This is a genomic window from Amycolatopsis sp. MEPSY49 (assembly GCF_051337345.1).
Lineage (GTDB): Bacteria > Actinomycetota > Actinomycetes > Mycobacteriales > Pseudonocardiaceae > Amycolatopsis.
Genome location: NZ_JBDLYJ010000001.1, coordinates 1,250,661 through 1,273,189, shown reverse-complemented (window position 1 = coordinate 1,273,189; position 22,529 = coordinate 1,250,661). Strand labels below are relative to the sequence as shown.

The following is a 22,529-nucleotide window of genomic DNA, read 5'->3' as shown; positions in this document are numbered from 1 at the left end:
GTGTTCAGCGACTGTTCGGCCGTCGCTCACCAGGTCCACCGGGAGCACGTCCGCCGCTCCAGGAAGCTGTACGCGGGCAGCGGCCCGATCCAGTCGGCCTCGACGCCGCCGCGGGCGAGCCCGGTGACCGCGTCGCGCACGACGAGCAGGTCGCCCATCCCGACGAGGAACGCCCAGCGCTCGTCGGCGGACTCGCCCGCCGGCAGCGCCACGGAGTCGCGGGCCCGCTCGGCGACCTCGGAGAGCAGCACGTCGGAACGAGCGGCCCGCCACGCCGAGCCGGGCTCGGTGAACCGCAGGCAGACGTGCACTTCGGCCAGGCCGTCGAGCCGGTCGAGGTCGGCGCGGTAGGTGTCGGCCGCCGGCGCCAGCACGTCGGCACGGACGGCGTCCTCGTCGTCGGCCACCGTGCCGAACCGGACCGGCAGCACCGGCCCGCCCTCGACCAGCGCGGACACCACCGCCAGGTGCGCGGCCGGGTCCGGTTCGGGGTCGCCGACGACCATCGCCAGGTCCTCCCAGCCCACCGTCCGCGGCGCCCGCGGGTGCCCGGCCCGCACGACGCCGTAGAGCTGCAGCGTCACGGCTGGTCGACCGGGACGGCGGACTCCATCGGCACGGCGACCGCCGGCGTCGGCGGCGGAGGCGGGATGAGCCCGGTCGTCTGCCCGAGCCCCTGGGAGATCTGCCCGGGCGCGGGCGTGCTCTGCAGCCGCTGCATGGCTTCGAGGTAGCGGATGTAGGTGTCGACGCTGGCGATCACGATCCGCGCCTCGATCGCCAGCAACTCGATCCCGATCACCGACACGCGGACCGAGGCGTCGATGACGAGCCCCTTGTCGAGCAGGATGTCGAGCGTGTCGGCGAGCCCGCCGCCGGTCTGTCCCGGTCTGGTCACCTAGAACCTTTCGTCGAGAACCGCGCGGAGCTCCTCGAACCGGAGATCGAGCGCGATCAGGGCTTGGCCGAGGTCTTCGACCTGGGCGGGGGTGAGGGTCTCCATGCGCCGCAGCGCTTGGCGTTCGAGCACTTCGCGGAGGACGTCGAGCACGGTGACGACCAGGTGGCCGAGCCCGCGGCCGGCGTCGGCGGGGATCCGGACGGGCTCGCTCATGCGTCGAGCCCGAGCAGCAGCAGCCGCAGGTCGAGCCGGACCAGGTCGATCCCGGCGAGCGAGATGATCACGTCCCCGGTCACGACGGCGCCGCGGTGCACGACCCGGTCGAGCAGGTCGGCCACGGACTCCACGGCGGCGTCAGCCATCGGCCGTCACCCCGAGCTCGACGTCGGTGAACGAGTACGGCGGCCACGGCCCGGACGTCTCCACCGTGGCGCCCGCCGCGCGCAGCTCGCGGGCGAACCACTCGAACTCCGCGTGGAACGCGACCTCGCGCCCGGTTTCGACGAGGTAGGCGGTGTTCACCAGCACGCCGTGCGGCCGCGCCCGCTCGATGCTGTCGGCGGCGTGCCGGCGCAACGCGTTCTGAAGCCGCGCGGCCGCGCCGACGACGTCCTCACGCGCCTGCTGGAGCGCCTTCAGCCGCTCGCGCCGCCGGACCAGGTACTGCGTGCCGGTCAGGCCCGCGGTGTCCGGCCGGGTGGTCGCGGCGGGTTCGGTGTGCCGGACCCGGACGCCCCACTCGCGGTGCCCTTCGACCTCGTCGAGGCAGTCCCGGGCCTGGTCGTAAGCGACCTCCAGGAGCCGTTTCACCGAGGCTTCGCCGTCGAGGACCGTGCCGAACCGCAGCGGCAGCACCGGTTCGTGCCGGAAGACCGCGCGCACGACGGCGTCGTGTTCGCGGGCCAGCTCCGCGAGCGCGCCGTCCACCGGGTCGAGCGTGTCGATCCGGTCGAACCGCGCCGGGCTCACGTCCGAGACGACGACGCCCAGGTCGCGGTAGCCGACGAGCCGGGGCGCCGGACCGAGGTCCAGCCCGTCGCGGTTGCGGGTGATCGCGTAGGCACAGAGCCAGTCGCGGGTGGTCACCGGGGTTCTTCCCTCCCGCTCGGCACGGGCAGCCGAGCCTCGAGTTCGGCGACGCGCGCCGCCAGGTCCAGTTTTTTCCCGGCGCTGCCCGCCAGTTCGCTCCGCGCCGCGTTCGGCGCGAAGAACGGGTCGTTCGTCCACCAGTCCATGCCCATTTCCCGGGCGGTCTGCGCGGAGGCGATGAAGAGCCGGATCCGCAGCGTCAGCAATTCGACGTCGACGACGCTGACGCCGATGTCGCCGGCTATCACCACGCCCTTGTCGAGCACGCGTTCCAGAATGTCCGCCAATGAATCGGACGAAGCGGCCAATCGTGTCACCCTTCCTTTCAGGAATCGGTGGTGCCCCGCGTGAACCGCCGCAGCCGTTCGCACGCGGTCAGCTCACCGGCGGCGTCGACGTCGACCCGGTAGGTGGCCAGCACACTGGTGGAGTCCGGGATCCGGGCCAGCTCGACGACGTCGACGAGCACGGACCAGCCGCCGTCGGCGCGGGTCCGGACCCCGGTCACGGCGTGCGGGGTCATCCCCGTGACCACGCCGAACTGGGCCGTCGCTTCGCGAATGGCGTCGACGGCACGAAGCCGGGAAACGGATTTCCCGGAGGTTTCCGGTATATTGTTGTTTTGGGCAAGGAACGGTTGCGGCGATTCCGTCATCGCTTTCCTGGTCTCGGGTGGGTGCCCACCGTAGCAACGGGCACAACCGCGCGCAGGTGAGCTGCGGCACGGTATTTTTCACCGGTTCGCGGGAACGGCTGGGCGATCTGCGGCAACCGGCGGCGGCAAACGGCGCAACACCCGCACGCCCAGCGGCACCAATTCCGGGATTTCCCCCGGAAGATCACGATCGAGTAACGTCCACCAGCCGGTAGCCGACGCCCCGGACCGTCTCGATGGTCCGGGTGCCGAACGGGACGTCGATCTTGCGCCGCAGGTACCCGATGTAGACCTCGACGACGTTCTCGTCGCCGTCGTAGTGCGCGTCCCAGACGTGGCTCAGGATCTCGTTCTTCGTCAACGCGGTTCCCGGGCGCCGCAACAGGAACTCCAGCAACCCGAACTCGCGCGCGGTCAGCTCGATCCGCGTCTGTCCCCTGTGGACAGTCCGGGCCGAGGGGTCGAGCCGCAGGTCGCCCGCCTCCAGGACGGCGGGGCGGGCCGGCGCGCCGCGGCGCAGCAGCGCGCGCAACCGGGCGATCAGCACGACGAAGGAGAACGGCTTGGACAGGTAGTCGTCGGCGCCGAGGTCGAACGCGTCGGCTTCGTCGTACTCGCCGTCCTTCGCGGTGAGCATCAGCACCGGCGTCCAGTTTTCGGCCGCGCGCAGGCGTTTGAGCACCTCGTAGCCGGACAGCTCGGGCAGCATGATGTCGAGCACGACGACGTCGTACTCCTGCTCGGTGGCCCGCCAGAGGCCTTCGCGACCGGTGTGCGCGACGTCGACGGTGAAGCCCTCGGCGACCAGGCCGCGCCGCAGCGTCTCCGCGAACTCGCGCTCGTCCTCCACGATCAGCAGCCGCACTACTCCTCCTCGGGCAGTTCGAGCACCGGCAGTTCGAGCACGAACCGCGCGCCCGGCTCGTCCGACGCGGCGTAGCGCGCGCTCCCGCCGTGGCGCGCCGCGATGCCCGCGACGATCGGCAGGCCCAGCCCGGTGCCGCCGTGTTCGCGCTGCCGCGACGCGTCGAGCCGGACGAACCGTTCGAAGATGCGGTCGCGGTCGGCTGCCGCGACGCCGGGGCCGTCGTCACTCACCTCGACGACGGCGAGGCCGCCGCGCACCGAGCTGGCCACCCGGATGCGCGTGCGCGCGTGCCCGCGGGCGTTGTCGACCAGGTTCCGCACCGCCCGCCGGAGCTGGGCCTCGCTGCCGCGGACCTTCGCCGGCCCGGCGCGGACCTCGACCTCCAGCGCGCACTCGCCGCGGACCCGCTCGGCCTCGGCGCGCACGATGTCGTCGAGGTCGACCTCGGTGCGCGACGGCCGGTCGGTCGCGTCGTCGGTGCGGGCGAGCATGAGCAGGTCGTCGACGAGCTCGCGCAGCCGCGCGGTCTCGCGGGCGAGCACCGGCACCAGGTCCTGCGCGCTCTCCGGGTGCCGCCCGGAGACGTCGAGCGCGGTGCTGATCGTGGACAGCGGCGAGCGCAGTTCGTGGCTGGCGTCCGCGACGAACCGGCGTTGCGCCGCCTGCGCCGACGCGAGCCGGCCGAGCATCTCGTTGAGCGTCACGGCCAGCCGGTGCACCTCGTCGCCGCCCGGCGGCAGCGGGACGCGGGCGGCGAGGTCGCGCGTCGAGATCTCGGCGACGGTCCGGCGCATCCGCTCGACCGGGCGCAGCGCCGAGCCGACCGCGCGGTAGACGGCCAGGCCGGAGATCGCCAGCAGCGGGATCGCGATCAGGCCGAGCAGCAGCGTCAGCCGCGTCGACGCCTCGGTCACCGGCTCCAGCGACCGCGCCGAGATCACCGTGTACGGCCCGCCCGGCCCGTTGACCTGCTGCGACACGACGCGGTAGTCGTCGCTGTCGCCGTTGAGCCCGAGCGGGAGGGTCTCGATGGCTTCCTGCCCGACGGCCGGGCGCGCGGCGGTCAGCGGCGGGTGCCCGACGATCGCCGGGTCGCTCGCGATCGGCACGCCCCGCGCGTTGAGCACCTGGGTGACGGCCTCGGTGTCGCCGGTGCTGGCGACATCGGAGGCGCTGAGGTCGCGCGCGCCCTCGCGGACGAGCTGGATGGCGACCTGGCGGCCGGTGCTGCGGGCACTCTCGGTGACGCTGCGGTCGAGCGACTCTTCGAGCAGCACCACGACCACCGCGAGCGCGGCGGCGATGGCCAGCGCGAGCGCGAAGACGGCCACCGCGGTGGTCCGCATCCGCACGCCGGTCGCGGCGATCAGTTTCACCAACTCAGCGTAACCACGCGGAGCCGTCGTCACGACCGCCCCAATGTGGCCTTGGTTGCGTCTCGCGCACCGAAGGCCACATTGGTTGCGTGAGACGCACCGAAGGCCACATTGGGGCGCTGGCGGCCAGCCAACAGCAGGGGCGACGAACGGCATGTCGTCACGACGTCCGCCGACGGCGCGCGAGCCGTTCCCCGCGCAGGCGGTCGACCTCGGGCAGTTCCAGCGGCGGCAACGGGTGCCCGGCCGTCCACGCCAGCAGCAGGTCCGCCAGCGCGGGGTTGCGGGCGAGCGCCGGGCCGTGCAGGTACGTGCCGACGACGTGGCCGGTCACCGCGCCTTCGGTGCCGTCGCCGTTGCCGGTGCCGCGCACGACCTGCCCGAGCGGCTCGCTGTCGGCGCCCAGCTTGCTGACGCCGAGGTGGTTTTCGAAGCCGGTGAGCGGCTCTCCGATCCGCGGCGAAGTCGCGACCAGCTCGGAGACCGCCCGCTGCTCGCCGGGCTCGGTGGTGACGTCGAGCAGGCCGAGGCCGTCGTGGTCGACGCCGTCGAGACCGCGGAAGCGGGTGCCGAGCACCTGCAGGCCGGCGCAGACGCCGAAGACGACCGAGTCCGGGGTCAGGGCCCGCCGGTACTTCCGCAGGTGGGCCGCGGCGAGGGCCTGCGCGCCGTCCTCGCCGCCGCCGAGCAGGTAGAGGTCCAAAGTGGACGGCACCGGCTCGCCGAGCCCGACCGGCACGACCTCGGCGTCGAACCCGCGCCAGCGCAGCCGCTGGCAGAGGACCTGCGCGTTGCCGCTGTCGCCGTAGGTGCCGAGCACCTCGGGCAGCAGAAGTCCGATGTGGACGGTCGACTCAGGCACCGGGCAGCCTGCCGACGAGGTCGCGGAAGGCGGTGTAGTTGGCGACGAGCTCGACGCCACCGGGCGGCAGCGCGTCGATCGCGGCGACCGGGTCGGGCTCGGCCCAGTGCGCGACCTCGGCGTAGCAGAGCCGGACGGCGAGGTCGGCGCAGCGCTCACCGGTGACGACGACCTGGCGGCCGCGGAGCCGTTCGAAGTGGACGTCCCAGAGCCAGGACAGGTCGCGGCCGTCGGCTTCCTGGGCGTTGACGGCGACGACGACGGGGGTGTCCTCGTCGAGCACACGCAGCGTTTCCACCCAGCCGGCGGGGTTCTTGGCGAGCATGAGCCGCACGGAGTGCCGCGACCGCCGGATGGTCCGGTAGCGGCCGCCGATGTCGGTGATGGTCCGCAGCCGGGCGGCGGCGGTGTGCGGCGGAACCCCGAGCCGGTGCGCGGCGGCGAGCGCGAAGGCGGCGTTGGCGCGGTTGGCGTCGCCGGGGAGCCGCAGGTCCAGGTCGACGTGGCGGCCGCCGGGGGTGCGGACGAGGTCGCCGTCGAGGGTCCAGGCGGGCTCGGGGCGGGCGAGGCCGCAGGCGCAGCTCCAGTGGTCTTTGGTGTGCGCGATCAGGCCGTCGCAGCGGGGGCAGGCGGTGGAGTCGCCGGTCCAGCGGCGTCCGGTGCCGACCCAGAGTTGCTTGTCGGCGTCGGTCGCCGCGGAGGTGACGAGGATGTCGTCGGAATTGGCGACAATCGTGGTTTCGGGATGGTTTCCGATCGCGTTGCGGAGATCTTTTTCAGTGGCCCGGACCTCGCCGACGCGGTCGAGCTGATCGCGGCTGAGGTTGAGCAGGACGAGAACGGCGGGGTTCAGCTGATCGGCAACCCAGGGGACGTAGGTCTCGTCGACCTCGAGAACGGCGTAGGGCGCTTCGGGGCGCTTGGCCAGGGCGGCGAGGACACCGTCGGGCATGTTGGCGCCATCGCTGTTGGCGGCGACCTCGGCGAGGGCTTCGAGGGCTTTGGTGATCATCAGGGCGGTGGTGGTCTTGCCGTTGGTCCCGGTGACGAGCACGACGGTCCGGTCCCGGCCGACGCGCTGCAGGGCTTTCGGATCGAGGGCGAGAGCGACCCGGCCGCCGATGACACCGCCGTTGCCGAGGCCGGCGTTCCGCGAGAGCCAGGCGGTGAGGCGCCCGGCGGTCACGGACGCGCGGGTACGAAGGGGGCTGCGGGCGGTCACCGGCTGGATGGTGCTCGCTGGGCGCTGTGAGTTTGCTGAGTCCGTGACCCGGGCCACCGGTGGGCGCAGGCCCGCCGAAACGACGTGAATGACTCATTCCTGTCGTCAGGCGACAGGAATGAGTCATTCACGTCACCTGGCCGCCCCCCGTCTCTACTCCCTTCACGGCCCATTCACGAATCTGAACACCACCACTGTCGAACTTGTCGAACGCCGCTGGAACAAGCTCCGCAACCGCCATAGGTAGGAAACTTAACCATCGGAGGTTGTACCAATTAGCATCCACAGGTAACCGCATTATCCTGAGACGTTTCAAGATCTTCCGCCCATACATCGGAGGTGTTACCGTCCAACCCCACCCAGCGGAAATGCGTACCGCTGAGCGGAAACCGGGAACGTCCAACGGAGGGCAGCGTGGGACCGGAGCGCGGGCTGGAGAACAGCGGAACTCTCGAACGCGGGCTCGCGGTGCTCGAGCACGTGGGTCGGCACCAGGAGATTTCCACCAATGCGATCGCGCGGCAACTGGGGCTTTCCCGCAGTGCCGCCTACCGCATCGTCGGCACCCTGAAGAGCCTCGAATACCTCGAAGCCGACCAGGTCACCGGGCGGGTGCGACTCGGCACGCGGCTCGTCGAACTCGGGGCGCGGGCCATGGCCGCCACCGATCTGCACCGCTGTGCGCCCCGGTACCTCGCCTCGCTCGCCGAGCGGTCCGGGGAGACCACCTACCTCGCCGTTCCCGACAACGACACCATGGTCTACGTCGCCACCGAACGCAGTGCCAGCGCCGTCACCCTCGCCTGCCGCCTCGGGACGCGACGGCCGCAGCACGCCACCTCGCTCGGGAAAGCCTGGCTCGCCGCGCTGCCCGAAGCCGATCGGGCCGAACGCGTGCGGCGCATGAAACTCGACTCCCTCACGCTCAAGACGATCAACGATCCCCTGCGCCTGCTCGACGACCTGGCCCGGACCAGCCGCCGCGGGTGGGCGATCGACGAGGTCGAGAACGAGCCGGACGTCGGGTGCGTCGCCGCCGCCGTGCGCGACCACTCGGGACGGCCCATCGCCGCCATCAGCATCGCCGGGCCCGCGCCGCGCGTGCTGCGCCGGCTCGACGAGCTGGGCGCCTCCGTCGCCGGCACCGCCGCCGCCCTGTCGCTGCGGCTCGGATACGTCCGGGGGCAGCGCGCATGACCTGGATCCAGGACTACCAGCCGGCCGGCGGCCTGTGGATTTCCGCGCTGCTCGCCGCGCTCCCGATCGTCGTGCTGCTCGTCGCGCTCGGCGTCGTCCGCTTCTCCGCGCACCTTTCGGCCGCGCTCGCCCTGGTCACCGCGCTCGGCGTCGCGCTGCTGCTGTACCGGATGCCGGCCGCGCTCGCGTTCGACTCCGCGGCCATGGGCGTGCTCTTCGGCGTGTGGTCGGTCGCGTGGATCGCGTTCCACGCCGTCTACTTCCACAACGTCACCGTCGCCACCGGCCGGTTCGACGCCATCAAGCGCGTGCTCGCCGGCTTCAGCGAAGACCGGCGGCTGCAGGCACTGCTCATCGCGTTCGGGTTCGGCGCGCTGCTCGAAGGCGTCGCGGGCGGTGGGTCGCCGATCGCGATCACCGCCGCGATGATGGCCGCGCTCGGGTTCCCGCCGGTGAAGGCCGTCGTGCTGGCGCTGCTGGCGAACACCGCGCCGGTCGCGTTCGGCGGTCTCGGCAACCCGCTGATCGTGCTCGGCCGGCTGACCGCGCCGATCATGCACCTCAAGCAGGACCAGGCGACCGAGCTGTTCTCGGCTGCGGTCGGCCGTCAGGTTCCGGTGCTGGCGCTGATCATCCCCGCGTTCCTGGTCGTCGTCCTGGCCGGTTGGAAGCGCATGCTCGAGGTGTGGCCCGCGGTGCTGACCGCCGGGCTCGCGTTCGCGGCCATGCAGTTCGTCGCGTCCAACTACATCAGCGCGAGCCTGGTCGACGTCCTCGCCGCGCTCACCGCGATGGCCGCGCTGTGGGTCCTGACGCGGTTCTGGCAGCCGGCGTCGGTGTGGCGGTTCGACGGCGAAGAAAGCGCTGTCAAGAACCTGGGCGCGGCGCGGTCCGAACGCGGCGCGCTCTACGCGTGGATGCCTTACATCATTCTGATCCTGGCGATCTTCCTGTCCCGGATCGGCACGATCTTCAAGAACCTCCCCACCTGGCTCGACCTGACGAAGCTGCTGCACAAGGCGGACTGGATCTTCGCCTGGCCGGGGCTGCACAACCACGTCGTCCAGCACCCGCCGATCACGGCGAAGAACGCGCCTTATGCGGCGACGTTCACGGTCGACTTCCTGTTCTCGCCGGGGACGGTCGCGCTGATCGCGGCGGTCATCGCCGGCTTCGCGATGGGTGGCCGGGCGGGCTTGCTGCTCAAGACGTACCGCGAAACGCTGGTCCAGATGCGCTGGGCGCTCGCGACGATCTTCATGATCCTGGCGATCGCGTTCGTGATGAACTACTCGGGCGCGACCCAGACGCTGGGTCTCGCCCTGGCGACGACGGGCGCGGTCTTCCCGCTGTTCTCGGCGTACATCGGCTGGCTGGGCGTGTTCCTGACGGGCTCGGACGCGTCGACGAACAGCCTGTTCGGCCCGATGCAGGTGATTTCGGCCCAGCAGCTGAACCTGAACCCGATCCTGGCCGGCGCGACGAACACGTCCGGCGGCGTGATGGGCAAGATGATCTCACCGCAGAACCTCTCGATCGGCGCGACGGCGATCGGGCAGAGCGGCAAGGAAGGATCGTTGCTGCGGCAGACTTTCCTGTGGTCCCTGCTGCTGACCGCGGTCGTCGGCGTCATCTCCCTGCTGCAGGCGACGATCCTGACGGCGATGATCCCGACGCCCTAGGCTGGGCGGCATGACTTTCGAGAGGCTGGCCGCGTTCGGCTACGAGCTGGGCCTGCTGAAGCGCGTCCGGCGGTCGGGCTGGTGGCACGCGGGGGTCCGCGACCCGGAGTCGGTGGGCGAGCACAGCCTGCGGGCGGCCCAGCTGGCGGCGCTGATCGCGGCGGAGGAGGGGGCGTCGCCGGAGCGGTCGGCGTTCCTGGCGTTGTGGCACGACACGCAGGAGACCCGGACGGGTGATCTTCCGCTGACGGCGGTCGACTACCTGAAGAAACCGGAGCCGCGGGCGATCACGGCCGATCAGACCGACCGGCTCCCGGCCCGCTCGAAGGAACTGGTCCGGGCGGCGGTCGACGAGTACGAGACCCGTGAGTCGGCGGAGGCGTTGTGCGCCAAGGACGCCGACAAGCTGGAGATGCTGCTGCAGGCGCTGGAGTACCGGGACGTCGGGGTGCGGCGCGTCGACGAGTGGATCGAGTCCGCGCGGAAAGGACTGGCGACGGAGACCGCGAAGCGGATCGCCGAAGCCGCGTTGACGCTGTCGCCGATGGCCTGGCGGGACCGCTAGTCGCTCATCGCCGCGGAGCTGATGGTTCCGTCCGCGACGCTGTGCCCGATCAGGCTGTGCGCCTGGCGGAACCGCTTGCGTGACTGGGCGAACAGGTAGCCGTCGGCCAGCAGGACCGCGGCGATGATGAGCGCTTCGAGCCACGCCGGCGCGGTCAAGTTCACGCACACCGCCACCGCGAGCACGGGCAACGGCAGCAGGATGGCGTCGCGGAACTCGCTCTCCGCCTTGAACCGGCTGTACTCCGCGAACAGTTCGGGCTTCGCGACGATCAGCCGCGGCGACACGTGCAGGACCTCGCGCACCGCGTCGATCGCGATCCGGTCCACCTCGTGCGGGTTGACGCCGCGCGGCGTGGCGTCGGAGATCAGCTCTTCCTGGCGCTGCCGGTGCTCCTGCCGGATCCGGCCGCGCATGCGCTCGACGGTCCGGCCGCTCACCGGCCGAACACCACCGCGACGAAGCTCCCCGTCACCTCGCCGATCAGCAGGCACAGCACGCTGATCGCCGCGAGCCGGCCGCCGGTGCCGAACAGCTCCAGCAGTTCCAGCGCCGGCCGAGCCAGCAGCCCGGCCGACGGCGGGTGGTAGTGGCCGATCAGCAGCCAGCCGGCGCAGAACCACATGTAGCCCGCCACCAGCGCGCTGCGCACGTCCCGGAAGCCCGGCAGCAGCGAGGCGAGCATGGCGTCAGCGGCTGACCGCCGTCGCGCGGTCGAGCAGCAACGCCCGCTCGCGCGCGTTTTCCGTCATCTCCGCCGCCCGCCGGTACTCCTGCTCGGCCTCCTCCAGCCGCCCGAGTTTCTCCAGCAGATCCCCCCGGACGCTCGGGAGCAGGTGGTAGTCCTTCAACGCCGGGTCGTCGGCCACCGCGTCGACCACCGCCAAGCCCGCCGCCGGGCCGTGCGCCATCGCCACCGCGACCCCGCGGTTCAGCTCGATCACCGGGGACGGCTGGAGCTTGCCCAGCCCCTCGTACAGCGCCGCGATCCGCGCCCAGTCCGTCTCCGACGCCGTACGCGCACGCGCGTGGCACGCCGCGATCGCCGCCTGGGCCGAATAGGGCCCGTACGCGCCGTCGGCGATCTGCTCCGAGAGCGTCAGCGCCGCCAGGCCGTGCTGGATCAGGAACCGGTCCCAGCGGGTGCGGTCCTGGTCGAGCAGGAGCACCGGCTCGCCGTTCGGGCCGGTGCGGGCCTTCGCGCGCGACGACTGCAGCTCCATCAGCGCGACCAGGCCGTGCACCTCGGACTCGCCCGGCATCAGCCCGGCGAGGACGCGGCCGAGGCGCATCGCCTCCTCGCACAGCGCCGGGCGCATCCAGTCGTCGCCGCGGGTGGCCGAATAGCCCTCGTTGAACACCAGGTAGATGACCTCGAGCACGGACGACAGCCGGGCGACGCGCTCGTCGCCCTCCGGAACCTCGAACGGCACCTTCGCCGCCGCCAGCGCCTTCTTCGCGCGCACGATCCGCTGCGCGATCGTCGACTCGCGGACGAGGAACGCGCGCGCGATCTCGTCGGTGGTCAGGCCGCCGAGCATCCGCAGCGTCAGCGCGACGCGGGCCTGCGTGTTCAGCACCGGGTGGCACGCGACGAACAGCAGGCGCAGCAGGTCGTCCTCGATGTGGTCGTCCAGGCCCGCGTCGAAGTCGGGCAGCACGCCCTCGCCGACCCGCTCGCCGCGGCCGACCTCCTCGAGCTTCTCCGCGTACCGCTCGTTGCGGCGGAACTGGTCGATCGCGCGGCGCTTGGCGATCGTCATCAGCCACGCGCCGGGGTTGCGCGGCACGCCGGACTCCGGCCACTGCTCCAGCGCCGCGACGAGCGCGTCCTGCGCCAGCTCTTCGGCCAGCCCGACGTCGCCGCGGGCCATGCGGGCCAGGCCCGCGATGAGCCGCGGCGATTCGATGCGCCAGACCGTCTCGACCGTGCTCCGGGTGTCCGCAACCGTCACCCGGCCATTCGACAGGGTGATCGGTCGCGGTGCAACCCACTACTCGCTGATGGGGCGGATCTCGATGACACCACCCTTCGCCTCGGGGTTCGGCGCGCGCTTCATCAGCGCGACGACGTCCTCGAGGGATTCCCCGTTCAGCACCCAGATCCCGGCGACGAGCTCCTTCGACTCGGCGAACGGGCCGTCGATCACCTTCGGCTCGGCGTCGCCTTCGAAGAGGACACGCACGCCCTCGGAACTCGGGGTCAGGCCTTCGGCGAGGACGATCCGGCCGTCGTTCAGCAGCTCCTCGTTGAACTTCGACATCGTCTCCAGCTCTTCGCGGCTGGGGCCGACGCCGGCCTCGGACTCGGGGCTGGCCTTGACCATCACCAGGAAGCGCATCACGCCTCCTTGGCGCTCTGCGCGCGAAGCCGTCCTTCCAGCTCCTCGACCTCGGGCGTCATGTTTTCGAAGTCGGACGCCTCGGCGACGCGCCGGATCTCGACGACGCCGGCCTGGCCGTCGGGGTTCGGCATCCGCTTGATCCACTCGACGCACTCGTCGCGGTCGCGGCACTGGAGGATCCAGAAGCCGCCGACGAGCTCTTTGGTCTCGGCGAACGGGCCGTCGACGACCTTGGGGGTCTCCGAGCCCGAGAAGACGACCCGGGCGCCTTCCGAACTGGGCGTGAGGCCCTCGCCGGCGAGCAGGACACCGGCCTTGACCAGCTCTTCGTTGAACTTCCCCATCTCCTCCAGCAGCTCGGCGCTCGGGCCGTGCCCGGCCTCGGACTCCTCGTTCGCCTTGACGATCACCATGAACCGCACCGCGGTCTCCCTTCGCTCGGTTGCTGCTTACGCGTCGAACGGCCGCGCCCCGGATCGACAGCGTCCGCCAAAAACTTTTCGCGCCGGAAAACTAGCAGCTCAGGGCCACTTCGGCGGGACATTTCGGACAGGGCAGAATCGACGCTCGTGGCGGTACTCCCCGACGACCTCTCCTCCGCGCTCGACGACGAGCTGGCCCGGCACCCGTTGTCCCGGCTGACGCAGTCCGTCGACCGCCTGAGCACGCGCTACCGCCAAGGCGACGCGGCGACCTCACCGATCCTCAGCTCCGAAGCCGACGTCGCCGCGTACGCCGGCTACCGCATGCCGGCCACCTACGCCGCCGTACACGCTGTGCTCGCCGAAGCCGCTTTACGCGCGCCCGGCTTCGAGCCGCGGACCCAGATCGACGTCGGCGGCGGAACCGGTGCCGCGGTCTGGGCGGCCGCCGCCGTCTGGCCGTCGCTCACCCGGTGCACGGTCCTGGAGCAGGTCGCCGGGGCCATCGGGCTGGGCAAGCGGCTCGCGGCGGGCGCTTCGCTGCCGGCGGTGCGGGACGCGGAATGGCGGCGCGGGTTCGTCGACCCGGCCGCGCCGGCACCGGACGCCGACCTCGTGACGCTGTCGTACGTGCTCGGCGAGCTGCCGGACGCGACCCGCGCGGACGTCGTGCGCTGGCTGGCCGGGTCGGCCGGGGCGGTCGCGCTGATCGAGCCGGGGACACCGGCGGGCTACGAACGGATCCGCGCCGCCCGCGCGCAGCTGATCGAGCTGGGCCTGCACGTGGTCGCACCGTGCCCGCACGACGCGGCGTGCCCGATCGTGCCCGGCGAGGACTGGTGCCACTTCGCCGCGCGGCTCCCGCGGTCAGGCCTGCACCGGCGGCTCAAGGCGGGGACGCTCGGGTTCGAGGACGAGAAGTTCGCGTACGTCGTCGCTTCGCGGTCGGCGCCGGAGCGCCCGGACGCGCGGATCATCCGGCACCCGAAGAAGCACAAGGGGTGGGTCGCGCTCGATTTGTGCACTTCGTCGGACGGTTTGACGCCGGGGGTGGCCGTCTCGAAGAAGCAGGGCCCGCGCTACCGGGCGGCCCGCGACGCCGAATGGGGGGACGGCTGGTGACGGTCATCGCGGAGATCAGCGTGTCGGCGGACGGGATCGTCGCCGGACCGGAGACGAGCGCGGAACACCGCCTCGGCCGGGACGGCGAGCTGCTGCACGACTGGATCTTCTCCGGCACGGACGCCGACGCCGCGGTGGCGGCCCGGCTGTTCGACGGCACGGGCGCGTTCATCGTCGGCCGCACGATGTTCGAGGTCGGCGAAGAGCCGTGGGGTGCCGACGGGACGTTCAAGAAGCCGGTGTTCGTGGTGACCAACCGGCCGCACGAGCCGGTGGTGAAGGGCCCGACGACGTTCACGTTCGTCACGGACGGCCCGGAAAGCGCCCTGCGGCAAGCTGTCGCGGCGGCGGGTGACGAGAACGTGATGGTGATGGGCGGCGGCACGACGTTGCGGCAGTACTTGCTGGCCGGGCTGGTGGACGAGCTGCGGTTGCACGTGGTGCCGGTATTGTTCGGTGCTGGGGTCCGGCTGTTCGACGCGGAAGTCGGGGCGCACGTGAAGCTGGAGCGCGTAGCCGTCGAGGAGACGCAGAACGCGACCCACCTGACGTTCCGGGTGCTGAACTAAGGCATCCGCACAGTCCGCAGAAAGGCCGGCAACAGCCACGGCCGCGGCCCGCCGATCCGCACGCCCCCGCCCAGCACCGCGCGGACCCGGGAAATCCGGCCGAACATCATCGGCACCAGCACCGCCGGGTCGAACGTCAACCGCACGTCGGCGGTTCCGTCCGGCTCCTCGAAGCGCAACCGGCCGTGCTGCAGCGCCAGCACCGAAGGCGACGTCGACGCCGACCGGAACTCGACCGCGATCCGGCGCGGGGACGGGGTCGCGTCGTCGAGCAGGCGGCCCATGTCGTTGCGGACCATGCCGAACAGGAACAGCTCCAGGAACAGCGCCTCGTGCGCCGCCGGGATCGGCCAGGGGCGGCGGACCGCCCGGGCGATGTCCAGGCCGTGGATCAGCATCTCGTTGACCAGGTGCGCGAGCACCCCGGCCACCGGTACGCGCGAACCGCCCAGCCACCACACCGGCTTCTCCGGGTCCAGGTCCTCGCTGACCAGCAGCACCTCCGCGATGTCCGCGCGCAGCCGCTCGGCCAGCCGCACCGGGTCGCGTTCCGGGTAGAGCTCCAGCGCCAGCGCGTTCATCCGCGAGATCGTGTCGACGCTCGCCGCGTTGATCGGCTCCTCCAAGCCCGGCAAGGGCAGCGGACCGCCGTCGCCGCGGATCATCGCCGGGTACATCAGCGCGATCATGCCGACGTGCGACGCCGTTTCGGCGATCGTCCACTCGCCCAGCGACGTCGCGTGCCCGTAGCGCACGCCGGCCACCAGGTCCGCGAACCGGGCGCCGGTCTCCGGCAGCGCCGCGCGCACCGCCTGCCACTTCTCGAGCGTCACGGATTCGACGGTAGAAGCCCGGACGCCGTCGGAGGATCTCCGACAGTGCGGTTATCTTCGGAACATGATCCGGTTCCTGCCCCGGTCGACCCGGTGGCGGGTCGCCCTCTTCGCCGCGCTCGCGTCGGCGCTCGTCTTCGGCCTCGGGTCCTACTGGTTCGTGTCCGCGCTGCAAAGCCCCCTCGAAAAGAACGCGAGTGCCCGGGCGAGCGACAAGGTCGACACGCTGCTCGCCCTGCTGAATTCGGGGGTCGCCCCCGCCGACGTGCCGCGGCAGTACGCCAAGGGCGGCGGGTACATGATCAGCCGGGAGGCGGCCGACTGCTCGATCGGCCGGGCGAAGCGGTTCTCCGACGACGAGCCGGTCCGGGTCTACGCGCCGGACTGCGTCATCGTCCAGCCGTTCGGCCTGGACGACCAGCTGTACAGCACCGCGCGGACCAAGGACCGCCGTTACGCGGTCTTGGCGGCGGAGAAGCTCGACCCGGTCGGCCTCGAAACCGTCGCCACGGCCGAGCAGGTCCTCTGGGGCGGCGTGCCCGCGGCCGCGCTGCTCGTCGGCGGCGTCGCCTGGTTCGCCGTCCGGCGGTCGCTGCGCGCGGTGGGCGCGATCCGCGCCGAGGTCGACGGCGTGCGCGCGGGCGACCTCGGCCGCCGCGTCCCCGTGCCGGACTCCGGTGACGAGATCACCGAACTCGCCGTGACGATGAACGAAATGCTGGGCCGGCTCGACCGGTCGGTGCGGCGGCAGAGCCAGTTCACCGCCGACGCGTCGCACGAGCTGCGCACGCCGCTGGCCTCCCTGCGCACCCAGCTCGAGGTGCAGCTCGCCCACCCCGACCGGCTCGACTGGCGGCGCAGCTGCGAAAACGCCGTGCTCGACGTGACGCGGATGGAGACCCTCGTCGCGGACCTGCTCCTGCTCGGCAAGCTGGACGCCGAACAGCCGGGCAGCACGAAACCGGTGGCGCTGGCGGACCTGGTGACCGCGCACGGCGAAGCGCGGGACGCCGTCGAGGTGCACATCGAGGCGATGCCGGTGGTGCGTGGCCACGCGGGACGGCTGGAGCGCGTGCTGCGCAACCTCGTCGACAACGCCGAGCGCCACGCGAAGAGCCGCGTCACGATCACGCTCACCGCGTCCGACGGCCAAGCCGTGCTGGCGGTCCAGGACGACGGCCCCGGCATCCCGGCCGAGGAACGCGACCGCGTCTTCGACCGGTTCGTGCGCCTCGACACCGACCGCGCCCGTGAGGACGACGGCGGCGCCGGGCTGGGCCTGGCGATCGCGGCGGAGATCGCCCGGTCGCACGGCGGCTCGTTGCGCGTCGCCGACAGCCCGTCGGGCGCGCGCTTGGAGCTGCGGCTCCCGCTTGCCTGAAGCCGTCTTCAGCTTGCTTAAGCTCCGGTTCAGCGTGGCCCCAAGACGATCCCGCCATGCTGATCGACTTCGCGCCCGCCCCGGCGCGCACGCGCGAAACCCGCGCGGTCCCCTACGTCGTCGCCGCGGTCGCCTTCACCGGGTACGCCGTCTGGTCGCTGCAGCGGCTGCGGACGTTCGACGCGAGCGGGTTCGACCTGGGGATCTTCGAACAGGTCGTCCGGTCGTACGCGCACGGGCACTGGCCGGTGGCGGACCTGCTCGGCGCCGGCGCGCCGGCGCTCGGCGACCACTTCCACCCGATCCTGGCGCTGCTGGCGCCGTTCTACCTGCTCTGGCCGTCGCCCGCGTGCCTGCTCATCGCCCAGGCGTTCCTGTTCGCGCTGTCCGCGGTCCCCGTGACGCGGTGCGCCGTGCAGGTGCTCGGCACCCGCCGGGGCGCGGTCGTCGGCGCCGGGTACGTGCTGTCGTGGGGGCTGCTGTCCGCGGTGAACTTCGACTTCCACGAGGTCTGCTTCGCCGTCCCGATGGTGGCGTTCGCCGCCGAGCACCTGCTGCGCGAACGGTGGCGGGCGGCGGTCTGGTGCGCGCTGCCGCTGGTGCTGGTCAAGGAGGACCTGCCGCTGACGCTCGCCGCGGTGGGGGTCGTGCTGGTGCTCAACCGGCAGCGACGGCTCGGCTGGACGGTGGTCGTCTTCGGCGTGGCCTGCTCGGCGCTGCTGTTCCTGGTCGTGCTGCCGGCGCTGAACCCGGCCGGCGCGTACGCGCACAACGGCGGTTTCAACCCCTTCGGCGGCGCGATCGTCAAGGTCTCGATGCTGCTGGCCCTGCTGGTGCCGACGGCGTTCGCGGCGCTGCGGTCGCCGTTGTTGCTGCTGGCGGTGCCGACGCTGCTGTGGCGGCTGGTCTCGGCGAACGACCGCTACTGGGGCATGGGCTACCACTACAGCGCGGTCCTGATGCCGATCGTGTTCCTGGCGGGTCTGCACGGCGCCCGTCGAGCGGCCCGGCTGCTGCCGGCGTGCGCGTTGGTCGCCGGGCTAGCTTCGCTGGCCCTTCAGGCGGCCCACCTGACGAGCGGCGTCTGGACGCCGGCGCAGCGGGCGGGCATCGAGGCGGTGCTGACGCGCATCCCGGACGGCGCCACGGTGCTGGCGTCGAACCGGCTGGCCCCGCGGCTGACGTCCCGCTGCACGGTGCTGTTCTTCGACGGCGTGACGCGGGAGCGGCCGGAGTGGGTGGTGGTGGCCCGCCCGGAGCAGTCGTGGCCGACGACGCTCGCCACGAAGGCCCTCGCGGTAACTGAACTGGAGGCCACGGGATACCTGCGCGTCGACGAGACGGACTCCGTCGTGCTGCTCCACCGTGAGTAGAAGACACCGCAGCGGTAACCGGCCAGTCGGGGGGCGTGCCGGCCGGTTACCGCCGCACGAAGAAAGAGGGGGCCGCACGCCAGGAATGACGCGCGGCCCCCGGCTTCACCCGATCGAGTGACAAGCGCCCCAAGGCGGCCTTGGTTGCGTCTGACGCACCGAAGGCCGCCTTGGGTGCGTCTGACGCACCGAAGGCCACATTGGGGCGCTTGGGTCAGCCCGGGTCGGCCAGGATGCCGTTGACGTACGAACCCGGGTGCGTCGCCGCGTCCTGGCGGAGGACCGGCAGGTCAGCCGGCCACTGCGCGGTGAGTGCGGAAGTCGAGCCCGGCGGGATCGTGTTCAGCTTCGCCGGCGTCCAGGTCGGCTCGCCGGCCGCCGGCTTGAGGACCGTGATCGTCGCCGACGCCGTCGTCCCGGCCGTCACCTCGTTGTACTTCACGCCGTTGTCGACGCGCGGCAGGTGGTAGACCGGGCCGAACGTCGCGTCGTCCGGGCCGACCAGGTCGACGCCCGGCACGCCGTACAGGCCGCACGTGTGGTCGGTCGTGTTGCGGTAGGTGAGCGGGATGTCGTACTGGCCCGGCGCGTCGTTCTTCTCGGCCGGCTTGCCCAGCAGGACCTCCAGGTCGGCCGTCGTGCAGCGCGGCGTCGCGGTCGACGCCGCCGCGACACCACCGCCGGACCCGCCCGCCGCCGGAGCAACAGCGGCAGCAGCCGGGGCCGGTGCCTGAGCCGCCGTCGACGTCCCGCACGCCGCCAGCGCGAACGCGCCCGCCGCCGTGCCGATCCCCAGCAAGATGCGCTTCATGTGGATTCCACTCCCCGAATTCAGTTGCTGACCGGCGTGACCTGGACGGCGTCGCCCTTCACGGCCGCCCCCGCGGGCCACGCGACGCTCACCGGCTGGCCGTACGGCCCGGTCGGCAGGTCGAACGTCACGAAGTCCGGCGCTCCCGACGGCGTCGCCGCCGAACGCTGGATGATCCGCGACACCGCCGGGTGGCCGTCCCGCAGGTTCACCGGCACGGACTCACTGCCGTCCGGCGTCGCCGAGACGGCCAGCGGCTGCCCGCCGGCCAGGAAGGACACCGCCGTCGGCGCGCCCTCCAGCTTGCAGTTCGTCGTCGGCGCCGCCGCGGTGTAGCTGAGCACGTAGGCCTCGTGCCCGGCGGCGTTCGACGGGTCCGGCGCCACCGACACGCGGACATCCGATGCCCCGCACGGGTGATCGCTCGGCATGGCGTTCGCGGCCCCGGCCGCCAGCACCAGGCCACCGGCCACCAGACCCCCGGTGAGCAACGCGGTCGCAGTGCGCTTCATGGTCATCCTCCCTCGTTCCGTGATCAACTGGACTCACTGGAGGAGATGCCCAGGGGCGGCCCGGGGATGCGCCGGGATGGGGTCGATCACCGGAAAGCAACCCCGGCGAACCCCAAGCGTCGAAAGGAATGTCAGCTGCGGCCGAAGCAGACGAACGGCATCAGCGGCTCGGCCTGGGCCGCGTCGGCCAGGGCACGCGCAGGGGGCGTGCCCGCCGACAGCGCGCGGTGGTAGGCCAGCATGACGCCGCCCGCCGTCCGGTCGTCGACCCGCGCCACGCTCGAAACCACGGTCCGGCTGCCGCCGTAGAGCAACGCCGCCGTGAACCCGAGGACCTCGTCGCCCTCGCGGACCACCGCCTGGCCGACGTCGCACGACGACAGCACCACCTGCTCCGGCGCCGTCGAAAGCTGCTGGACGTCGTAGGCCATCAGCGGCCCGTCGGCCAGGTTGAGCCGGGAGAACAGCACGTTCTCCTGTTCGTGGTGGCCGTGCGCGGCGAAGTGCGCCAGCCGGCAGCCGTCGAACGCCTTGAGCGTCGCCGCGACCGTCGCGTCCGGGCCGGTCAGCACCTCGGCCTCCGGGTAGAGCGGAGCCAGCAGCGAAACCTCGGTCTCCGCGTGGGTCAGGTCCGAGCCCGCGACCAGCAGCGGCGCGCCGGCCGCCCGGCGCGGACGGCGGCCCGCGTCGAGCCAGGCCGACGACGACGGCGTGACCGTCACCGGCCGGCCGTGCAACGTCGGCAGCAGGCCCCACGGGATGGCCGAAAGCGCGCCGGTCGGCACGACGACGACGTCGAGGTCGCCCAGCCGGGAAGCCAGCGGTGCCAGCAGGATCGAGTCGAGGGCCGTGACCTGCGTCCGCACCGACCGGCGGATGACCTGGTCGAGCTTCGCCGGCAGCTGGCGCCCGCACAACGCGTCGAGGTCGCTGTGCAGCCGCGCGACCGGTTCGGCCACGGCCGACGCCGGGCCCAGCTCGATCAGCGCGACCCGGTGGTTCGCGATCACCTGCGCGCACAACGCGCCGTGGTCGGCCAGGAAGCAGACCATCGCGCTGCCGGTTTCGGCGAGCTCGTCGCCGACTTCACGCAGCTTCGCCTCGGGGTGGTCGATGTCCGTGCCCTCGGCCTGCCAGCCCTTGGCGCGGATCTCGCGTTCCAGCGCGGCGCAGCGCTTCACGGCCTGGGCGTCCGGCTTCCCGGACAGCTCACCGGCGCGGATCTGCATCGAGAGGTACCGCAGCTCGGCGACGGCGTCGACGGTCTCGGGGTCCGCGGGCGGGCGCACCGGCCGGAACCGGAACGCCTGCGCGCGCGAACGGTCGAGCCACCGGAACACGACGCCCGGAGAACGCTGGGCCAGCGCGGCGGCGAGGCCCGCGTCGGCGAGTTCCTTGCCCAGCGACGTCGTGCCGGTCTGCAGGTCGATGCTGCCGAACCGGCCGCGGTGGCGCTCCAGCTGCGTCAGCCCGGCGCGCGCGTTCGCGAAGGTGACGCGCCGGTCGCCGCTCGCGGCCCCGAGTTCGGCGAGCGCGAGCCGCCGCACCAGCCGGTTTTCCAGGGGCGCGGTCCGGCGGTCGCGCGGGGCGATGCCGGCGCGGGCGCCGTCGAGGTCGCCCAGGGTGATGCGCGCGCGGGCGGCCAGGAGCGCCGCGATCTCGGCGTCGTTGCGCAGGCCCAGCCCGGTGAGCCGGCCGGCCAGCGCGGTCGCTTCGGCGGCGACGCGGGCGATCCGCCGTCCGGCCGCGAAGTCCGCGCGCAGCACGGTCAGCTGCGCGACCGCGGCCCAGGTTTCGTTGCCGCGACGGCGAAATCGCCGTTCGGCGCGCCCCGCCCAGCTGCGCGCGGTCGCCGGGTCGCCGCTCGCCAGCGCGGCCAGCGCGCGTGTGTGCTCGGCTTCGGCGTGCTCCTGGTTCATCCGCAGCCGCGGGAACTGCTCGAGGGCGGCGTCCAATTCGGCCGCCGCCTCCTGCGGCAGCCCGGCGGCGAGCAGCGCGCGGGCCTTGTCGACGGCCAGCACCGGCAGCATCCCGACGCTCTGTTCGGCGTAGAACCCGCTCGCCGCGTCGAAGTCGCGCAGCGCGCCCGGGATGTCTCCGGTGAGGACGCGCGCCTGGCCACGGCCGTGCGCGGCCTTGGCGAAGATCCGGGCCAGGCCGTCTTCTTCGGGCTGACCGGCGCCGATCTGCTCGCACTGGTCGAGGTCGGCGAGCGCGAGCCGGACGCGCCCCGCGTACTGGTGCAGCATGGCGCGGTTGAGCAGCGTCCGGGCGAGCACGACGAACTCGCCGGCCTGGCGCAGCAGCGGGATCGCTTCGTCGAAGCAGGCCAGGGCTTCGTCCATCCGGCCGATCAGGATGAAGACGAGACCCCGTTGCTGGCGCAGGATCCCGCGCCCGGCGTCCGAGACGAGGACGTCGGCTTCGTCGAGCAGGGCCAGGCCGCGGGTGCTGTTGCCGAGCGCGGTTTCGACGGCGGCGTACGTGCCGAGGACGCGCGTGGCGAGGTCGGGCCAGGCCGGCCATTCCGGCGGCGGTTGCGCGGCGGGCAGGCCGAGCAGCCTTGCGGCAGAACGGATCAGGCGCCCGCCGACGACCGGCTGGCCGTTGTTGGTCGCCGCGACCGCACGCCGATGCAGGTCGCGCACCCGGTCTTCCGCCTTCGGCGACGCGACCACAGGCTGCCCTTCCGGCCGGGGCCGTCCCCCTCGGCCGAGAAGGACGTCCCGGATCGTACCTCCGGG

27 protein-coding genes are annotated in these 22,529 nt (G+C 72.3%); 7 read left to right on the top strand and 20 right to left on the bottom strand.

Going from position 1 to position 22,529, the window contains the following annotated elements; all coding sequences use genetic code 11:
* Positions 1 to 26: 26 nt before the first annotated feature.
* The 11 genes from ABFJ78_RS06340 to ABFJ78_RS06290 form a co-directional block, all read right to left on the bottom strand.
* Entirely contained in the window at positions 27 to 584 is a 558-nt protein-coding gene (locus tag ABFJ78_RS06340; RefSeq protein WP_436384765.1) for a GvpL/GvpF family gas vesicle protein, read from the bottom strand.
* Entirely contained in the window at positions 581 to 898 is a 318-nt protein-coding gene (gvpJ, locus tag ABFJ78_RS06335) for a gas vesicle protein GvpJ (RefSeq protein ID WP_436384763.1), read from the bottom strand. The genes ABFJ78_RS06340 and gvpJ (ABFJ78_RS06335) overlap by 4 nt, the downstream gene beginning before the upstream one ends.
* Positions 899 to 1,114, bottom strand: a complete 216-nt coding sequence (gvpK, locus tag ABFJ78_RS06330; protein ID WP_436384761.1) for a gas vesicle protein GvpK — start codon at positions 1,112 to 1,114, stop codon at positions 899 to 901.
* Positions 1,111 to 1,263 carry a gas vesicle protein GvpJ gene (gene gvpJ, locus ABFJ78_RS06325; RefSeq protein ID WP_436384760.1) on the bottom strand — a complete coding sequence of 51 codons (153 nt, stop codon included), beginning with the start codon at positions 1,261 to 1,263 and terminating at the stop codon, positions 1,111 to 1,113. Before gvpJ (ABFJ78_RS06325) ends, gvpK begins: the two co-directional genes overlap by 4 nt.
* A complete protein-coding gene (locus ABFJ78_RS06320) occupies positions 1,256 to 1,987 on the bottom strand; it encodes a GvpL/GvpF family gas vesicle protein (RefSeq protein WP_436384758.1) in 732 nt (243 codons plus the stop codon). The genes gvpJ (ABFJ78_RS06325) and ABFJ78_RS06320 overlap by 8 nt, the downstream gene beginning before the upstream one ends.
* A complete protein-coding gene (locus ABFJ78_RS06315) occupies positions 1,984 to 2,307 on the bottom strand; it encodes a gas vesicle protein (RefSeq protein WP_436384757.1) in 324 nt (107 codons plus the stop codon). The genes ABFJ78_RS06320 and ABFJ78_RS06315 overlap by 4 nt, the downstream gene beginning before the upstream one ends.
* Positions 2,308 to 2,315: 8 nt before the next feature.
* Positions 2,316 to 2,645, bottom strand: a complete 330-nt coding sequence (locus ABFJ78_RS06310; RefSeq protein ID WP_372670052.1) for a gas vesicle protein — start codon at positions 2,643 to 2,645, stop codon at positions 2,316 to 2,318.
* 184 nt (positions 2,646 to 2,829) lie between these two features.
* On the bottom strand, positions 2,830 to 3,510 hold the full coding sequence (locus ABFJ78_RS06305) for a response regulator transcription factor (protein ID WP_372670050.1): 681 nt from the start codon (positions 3,508 to 3,510) through the stop codon (positions 2,830 to 2,832).
* Positions 3,510 to 4,889: a sensor histidine kinase gene (locus ABFJ78_RS06300; RefSeq protein ID WP_436384755.1), complete on the bottom strand. Its 1,380-nt coding sequence runs from the start codon at positions 4,887 to 4,889 to the stop codon at positions 3,510 to 3,512. The genes ABFJ78_RS06305 and ABFJ78_RS06300 overlap by 1 nt, the downstream gene beginning before the upstream one ends.
* A gap of 160 nt (positions 4,890 to 5,049) precedes the next feature.
* A complete protein-coding gene (locus ABFJ78_RS06295; RefSeq protein ID WP_436384753.1) occupies positions 5,050 to 5,751 on the bottom strand; it encodes a type 1 glutamine amidotransferase in 702 nt (233 codons plus the stop codon).
* Positions 5,744 to 6,973, bottom strand: coding sequence for a MurT ligase domain-containing protein (locus ABFJ78_RS06290; protein ID WP_436384752.1), 1,230 nt, complete (start codon positions 6,971 to 6,973; stop codon positions 5,744 to 5,746). The genes ABFJ78_RS06295 and ABFJ78_RS06290 overlap by 8 nt, the downstream gene beginning before the upstream one ends.
* A 414-nt stretch (positions 6,974 to 7,387) precedes the next feature.
* Here ABFJ78_RS06290 and ABFJ78_RS06285 point away from each other — a divergent pair, with 414 nt between their 5' ends.
* From ABFJ78_RS06285 to ABFJ78_RS06275, 3 genes are read left to right on the top strand one after another with little or no spacing between them, the layout of a single operon-like run.
* A complete protein-coding gene (locus tag ABFJ78_RS06285; RefSeq protein WP_086674550.1) occupies positions 7,388 to 8,170 on the top strand; it encodes an IclR family transcriptional regulator in 783 nt (260 codons plus the stop codon).
* Entirely contained in the window at positions 8,167 to 9,852 is a 1,686-nt protein-coding gene (locus ABFJ78_RS06280; protein WP_436384751.1) for an L-lactate permease, read from the top strand. The genes ABFJ78_RS06285 and ABFJ78_RS06280 overlap by 4 nt, the downstream gene beginning before the upstream one ends.
* 10 nt (positions 9,853 to 9,862) lie before the next feature.
* A complete protein-coding gene (locus tag ABFJ78_RS06275) occupies positions 9,863 to 10,417 on the top strand; it encodes an HD domain-containing protein (protein WP_436384750.1) in 555 nt (184 codons plus the stop codon).
* Here ABFJ78_RS06275 and ABFJ78_RS06270 read toward each other — a convergent pair.
* From ABFJ78_RS06270 to ABFJ78_RS06250, 5 genes are read right to left on the bottom strand one after another with little or no spacing between them, the layout of a single operon-like run.
* The gene (locus ABFJ78_RS06270) at positions 10,414 to 10,857 is read right to left on the bottom strand and encodes a hypothetical protein (protein ID WP_436384749.1); all 444 of its coding nucleotides are present in this window, start codon (positions 10,855 to 10,857) and stop codon (positions 10,414 to 10,416) included. The genes ABFJ78_RS06275 and ABFJ78_RS06270 overlap by 4 nt on opposite strands.
* Positions 10,854 to 11,102, bottom strand: coding sequence for a hypothetical protein (locus tag ABFJ78_RS06265; protein ID WP_436384748.1), 249 nt, complete (start codon positions 11,100 to 11,102; stop codon positions 10,854 to 10,856). Before ABFJ78_RS06265 ends, ABFJ78_RS06270 begins: the two co-directional genes overlap by 4 nt.
* Positions 11,103 to 11,106: 4 nt before the next feature.
* Positions 11,107 to 12,372 (bottom strand): RNA polymerase sigma factor, encoded by a 1,266-nt coding sequence (locus tag ABFJ78_RS06260; RefSeq protein ID WP_436384746.1) that lies wholly within the window; start codon positions 12,370 to 12,372, stop codon positions 11,107 to 11,109.
* Positions 12,373 to 12,411: 39 nt separating this feature from the next.
* Positions 12,412 to 12,759, bottom strand: coding sequence for a YciI family protein (locus ABFJ78_RS06255; protein WP_436384744.1), 348 nt, complete (start codon positions 12,757 to 12,759; stop codon positions 12,412 to 12,414).
* Complete coding sequence (locus ABFJ78_RS06250) at positions 12,759 to 13,184, bottom strand: YciI family protein (RefSeq protein WP_436384743.1); 426 nt, start codon at positions 13,182 to 13,184, stop codon at positions 12,759 to 12,761. Before ABFJ78_RS06250 ends, ABFJ78_RS06255 begins: the two co-directional genes overlap by 1 nt.
* 147 nt (positions 13,185 to 13,331) lie before the next feature.
* Here ABFJ78_RS06250 and ABFJ78_RS06245 point away from each other — a divergent pair, with 147 nt between their 5' ends.
* On the top strand, positions 13,332 to 14,306 hold the full coding sequence (locus ABFJ78_RS06245) for a small ribosomal subunit Rsm22 family protein (protein ID WP_436384742.1): 975 nt from the start codon (positions 13,332 to 13,334) through the stop codon (positions 14,304 to 14,306).
* The gene (locus tag ABFJ78_RS06240; RefSeq protein ID WP_436384741.1) at positions 14,303 to 14,875 is read left to right on the top strand and encodes a dihydrofolate reductase family protein; all 573 of its coding nucleotides are present in this window, start codon (positions 14,303 to 14,305) and stop codon (positions 14,873 to 14,875) included. The genes ABFJ78_RS06245 and ABFJ78_RS06240 overlap by 4 nt, the downstream gene beginning before the upstream one ends.
* On the opposite strand, the gene ABFJ78_RS06235 is transcribed toward ABFJ78_RS06240, so the two are convergent.
* Positions 14,872 to 15,708, bottom strand: a complete 837-nt coding sequence (locus ABFJ78_RS06235; RefSeq protein WP_436384739.1) for a maleylpyruvate isomerase family mycothiol-dependent enzyme — start codon at positions 15,706 to 15,708, stop codon at positions 14,872 to 14,874. The two genes, ABFJ78_RS06240 and ABFJ78_RS06235, sit on opposite strands and share 4 nt — an antisense overlap.
* A gap of 64 nt (positions 15,709 to 15,772) precedes the next feature.
* On the opposite strand from ABFJ78_RS06235, the gene ABFJ78_RS06230 reads away from it, so the two are divergent.
* Together ABFJ78_RS06230 and ABFJ78_RS06225 are read left to right on the top strand one after the other, a co-directional pair.
* Positions 15,773 to 17,089, top strand: a complete 1,317-nt coding sequence (locus ABFJ78_RS06230; RefSeq protein ID WP_436384738.1) for a sensor histidine kinase — start codon at positions 15,773 to 15,775, stop codon at positions 17,087 to 17,089.
* A 56-nt stretch (positions 17,090 to 17,145) separates the two neighbouring features.
* Entirely contained in the window at positions 17,146 to 18,462 is a 1,317-nt protein-coding gene (locus ABFJ78_RS06225; RefSeq protein ID WP_436384737.1) for a DUF2079 domain-containing protein, read from the top strand.
* A gap of 214 nt (positions 18,463 to 18,676) precedes the next feature.
* On the opposite strand, the gene ABFJ78_RS06220 is transcribed toward ABFJ78_RS06225, so the two are convergent.
* From ABFJ78_RS06220 to ABFJ78_RS06210, 3 genes are all read right to left on the bottom strand, one after another.
* Positions 18,677 to 19,273: a DUF4232 domain-containing protein gene (locus ABFJ78_RS06220; protein ID WP_436384736.1), complete on the bottom strand. Its 597-nt coding sequence runs from the start codon at positions 19,271 to 19,273 to the stop codon at positions 18,677 to 18,679.
* Positions 19,274 to 19,293: 20 nt separating this feature from the next.
* Positions 19,294 to 19,785 (bottom strand): DUF4232 domain-containing protein, encoded by a 492-nt coding sequence (locus tag ABFJ78_RS06215; RefSeq protein ID WP_436384735.1) that lies wholly within the window; start codon positions 19,783 to 19,785, stop codon positions 19,294 to 19,296.
* Between the two features lie 131 nt (positions 19,786 to 19,916).
* Positions 19,917 to 22,433: a CHAT domain-containing protein gene (locus tag ABFJ78_RS06210; RefSeq protein ID WP_436384734.1), complete on the bottom strand. Its 2,517-nt coding sequence runs from the start codon at positions 22,431 to 22,433 to the stop codon at positions 19,917 to 19,919.
* Positions 22,434 to 22,529: the final 96 nt, after the last annotated feature.

Bases quoted from the DNA above. Each gene is read 5' to 3' on its own strand.
- gvpK (WP_436384761.1), bottom strand. From the start codon at position 1,114: ATGAGCGAGCCCGTCCGGATCCCCGCCGACGCCGGCCGCGGGCTCGGC.
- ABFJ78_RS06275 (WP_436384750.1), top strand. From the start codon at position 9,863: ATGACTTTCGAGAGGCTGGCCGCGTTCGGCTACGAGCTGGGCCTGCTG.
- ABFJ78_RS06310 (WP_372670052.1), bottom strand. From the start codon at position 2,645: ATGACGGAATCGCCGCAACCGTTCCTTGCCCAAAACAACAATATACCG.
- ABFJ78_RS06220 (WP_436384736.1), bottom strand. From the start codon at position 19,273: ATGAAGCGCATCTTGCTGGGGATCGGCACGGCGGCGGGCGCGTTCGCG.
- ABFJ78_RS06225 (WP_436384737.1), top strand. From the start codon at position 17,146: ATGCTGATCGACTTCGCGCCCGCCCCGGCGCGCACGCGCGAAACCCGC.
- ABFJ78_RS06265 (WP_436384748.1), bottom strand. From the start codon at position 11,102: ATGCTCGCCTCGCTGCTGCCGGGCTTCCGGGACGTGCGCAGCGCGCTG.
- ABFJ78_RS06230 (WP_436384738.1), top strand. From the start codon at position 15,773: ATGATCCGGTTCCTGCCCCGGTCGACCCGGTGGCGGGTCGCCCTCTTC.
- ABFJ78_RS06255 (WP_436384744.1), bottom strand. From the start codon at position 12,759: ATGCGCTTCCTGGTGATGGTCAAGGCCAGCCCCGAGTCCGAGGCCGGC.
- gvpJ (WP_436384760.1), bottom strand. From the start codon at position 1,263: ATGGCTGACGCCGCCGTGGAGTCCGTGGCCGACCTGCTCGACCGGGTC.
- ABFJ78_RS06280 (WP_436384751.1), top strand. From the start codon at position 8,167: ATGACCTGGATCCAGGACTACCAGCCGGCCGGCGGCCTGTGGATTTCC.
- ABFJ78_RS06215 (WP_436384735.1), bottom strand. From the start codon at position 19,785: ATGAAGCGCACTGCGACCGCGTTGCTCACCGGGGGTCTGGTGGCCGGT.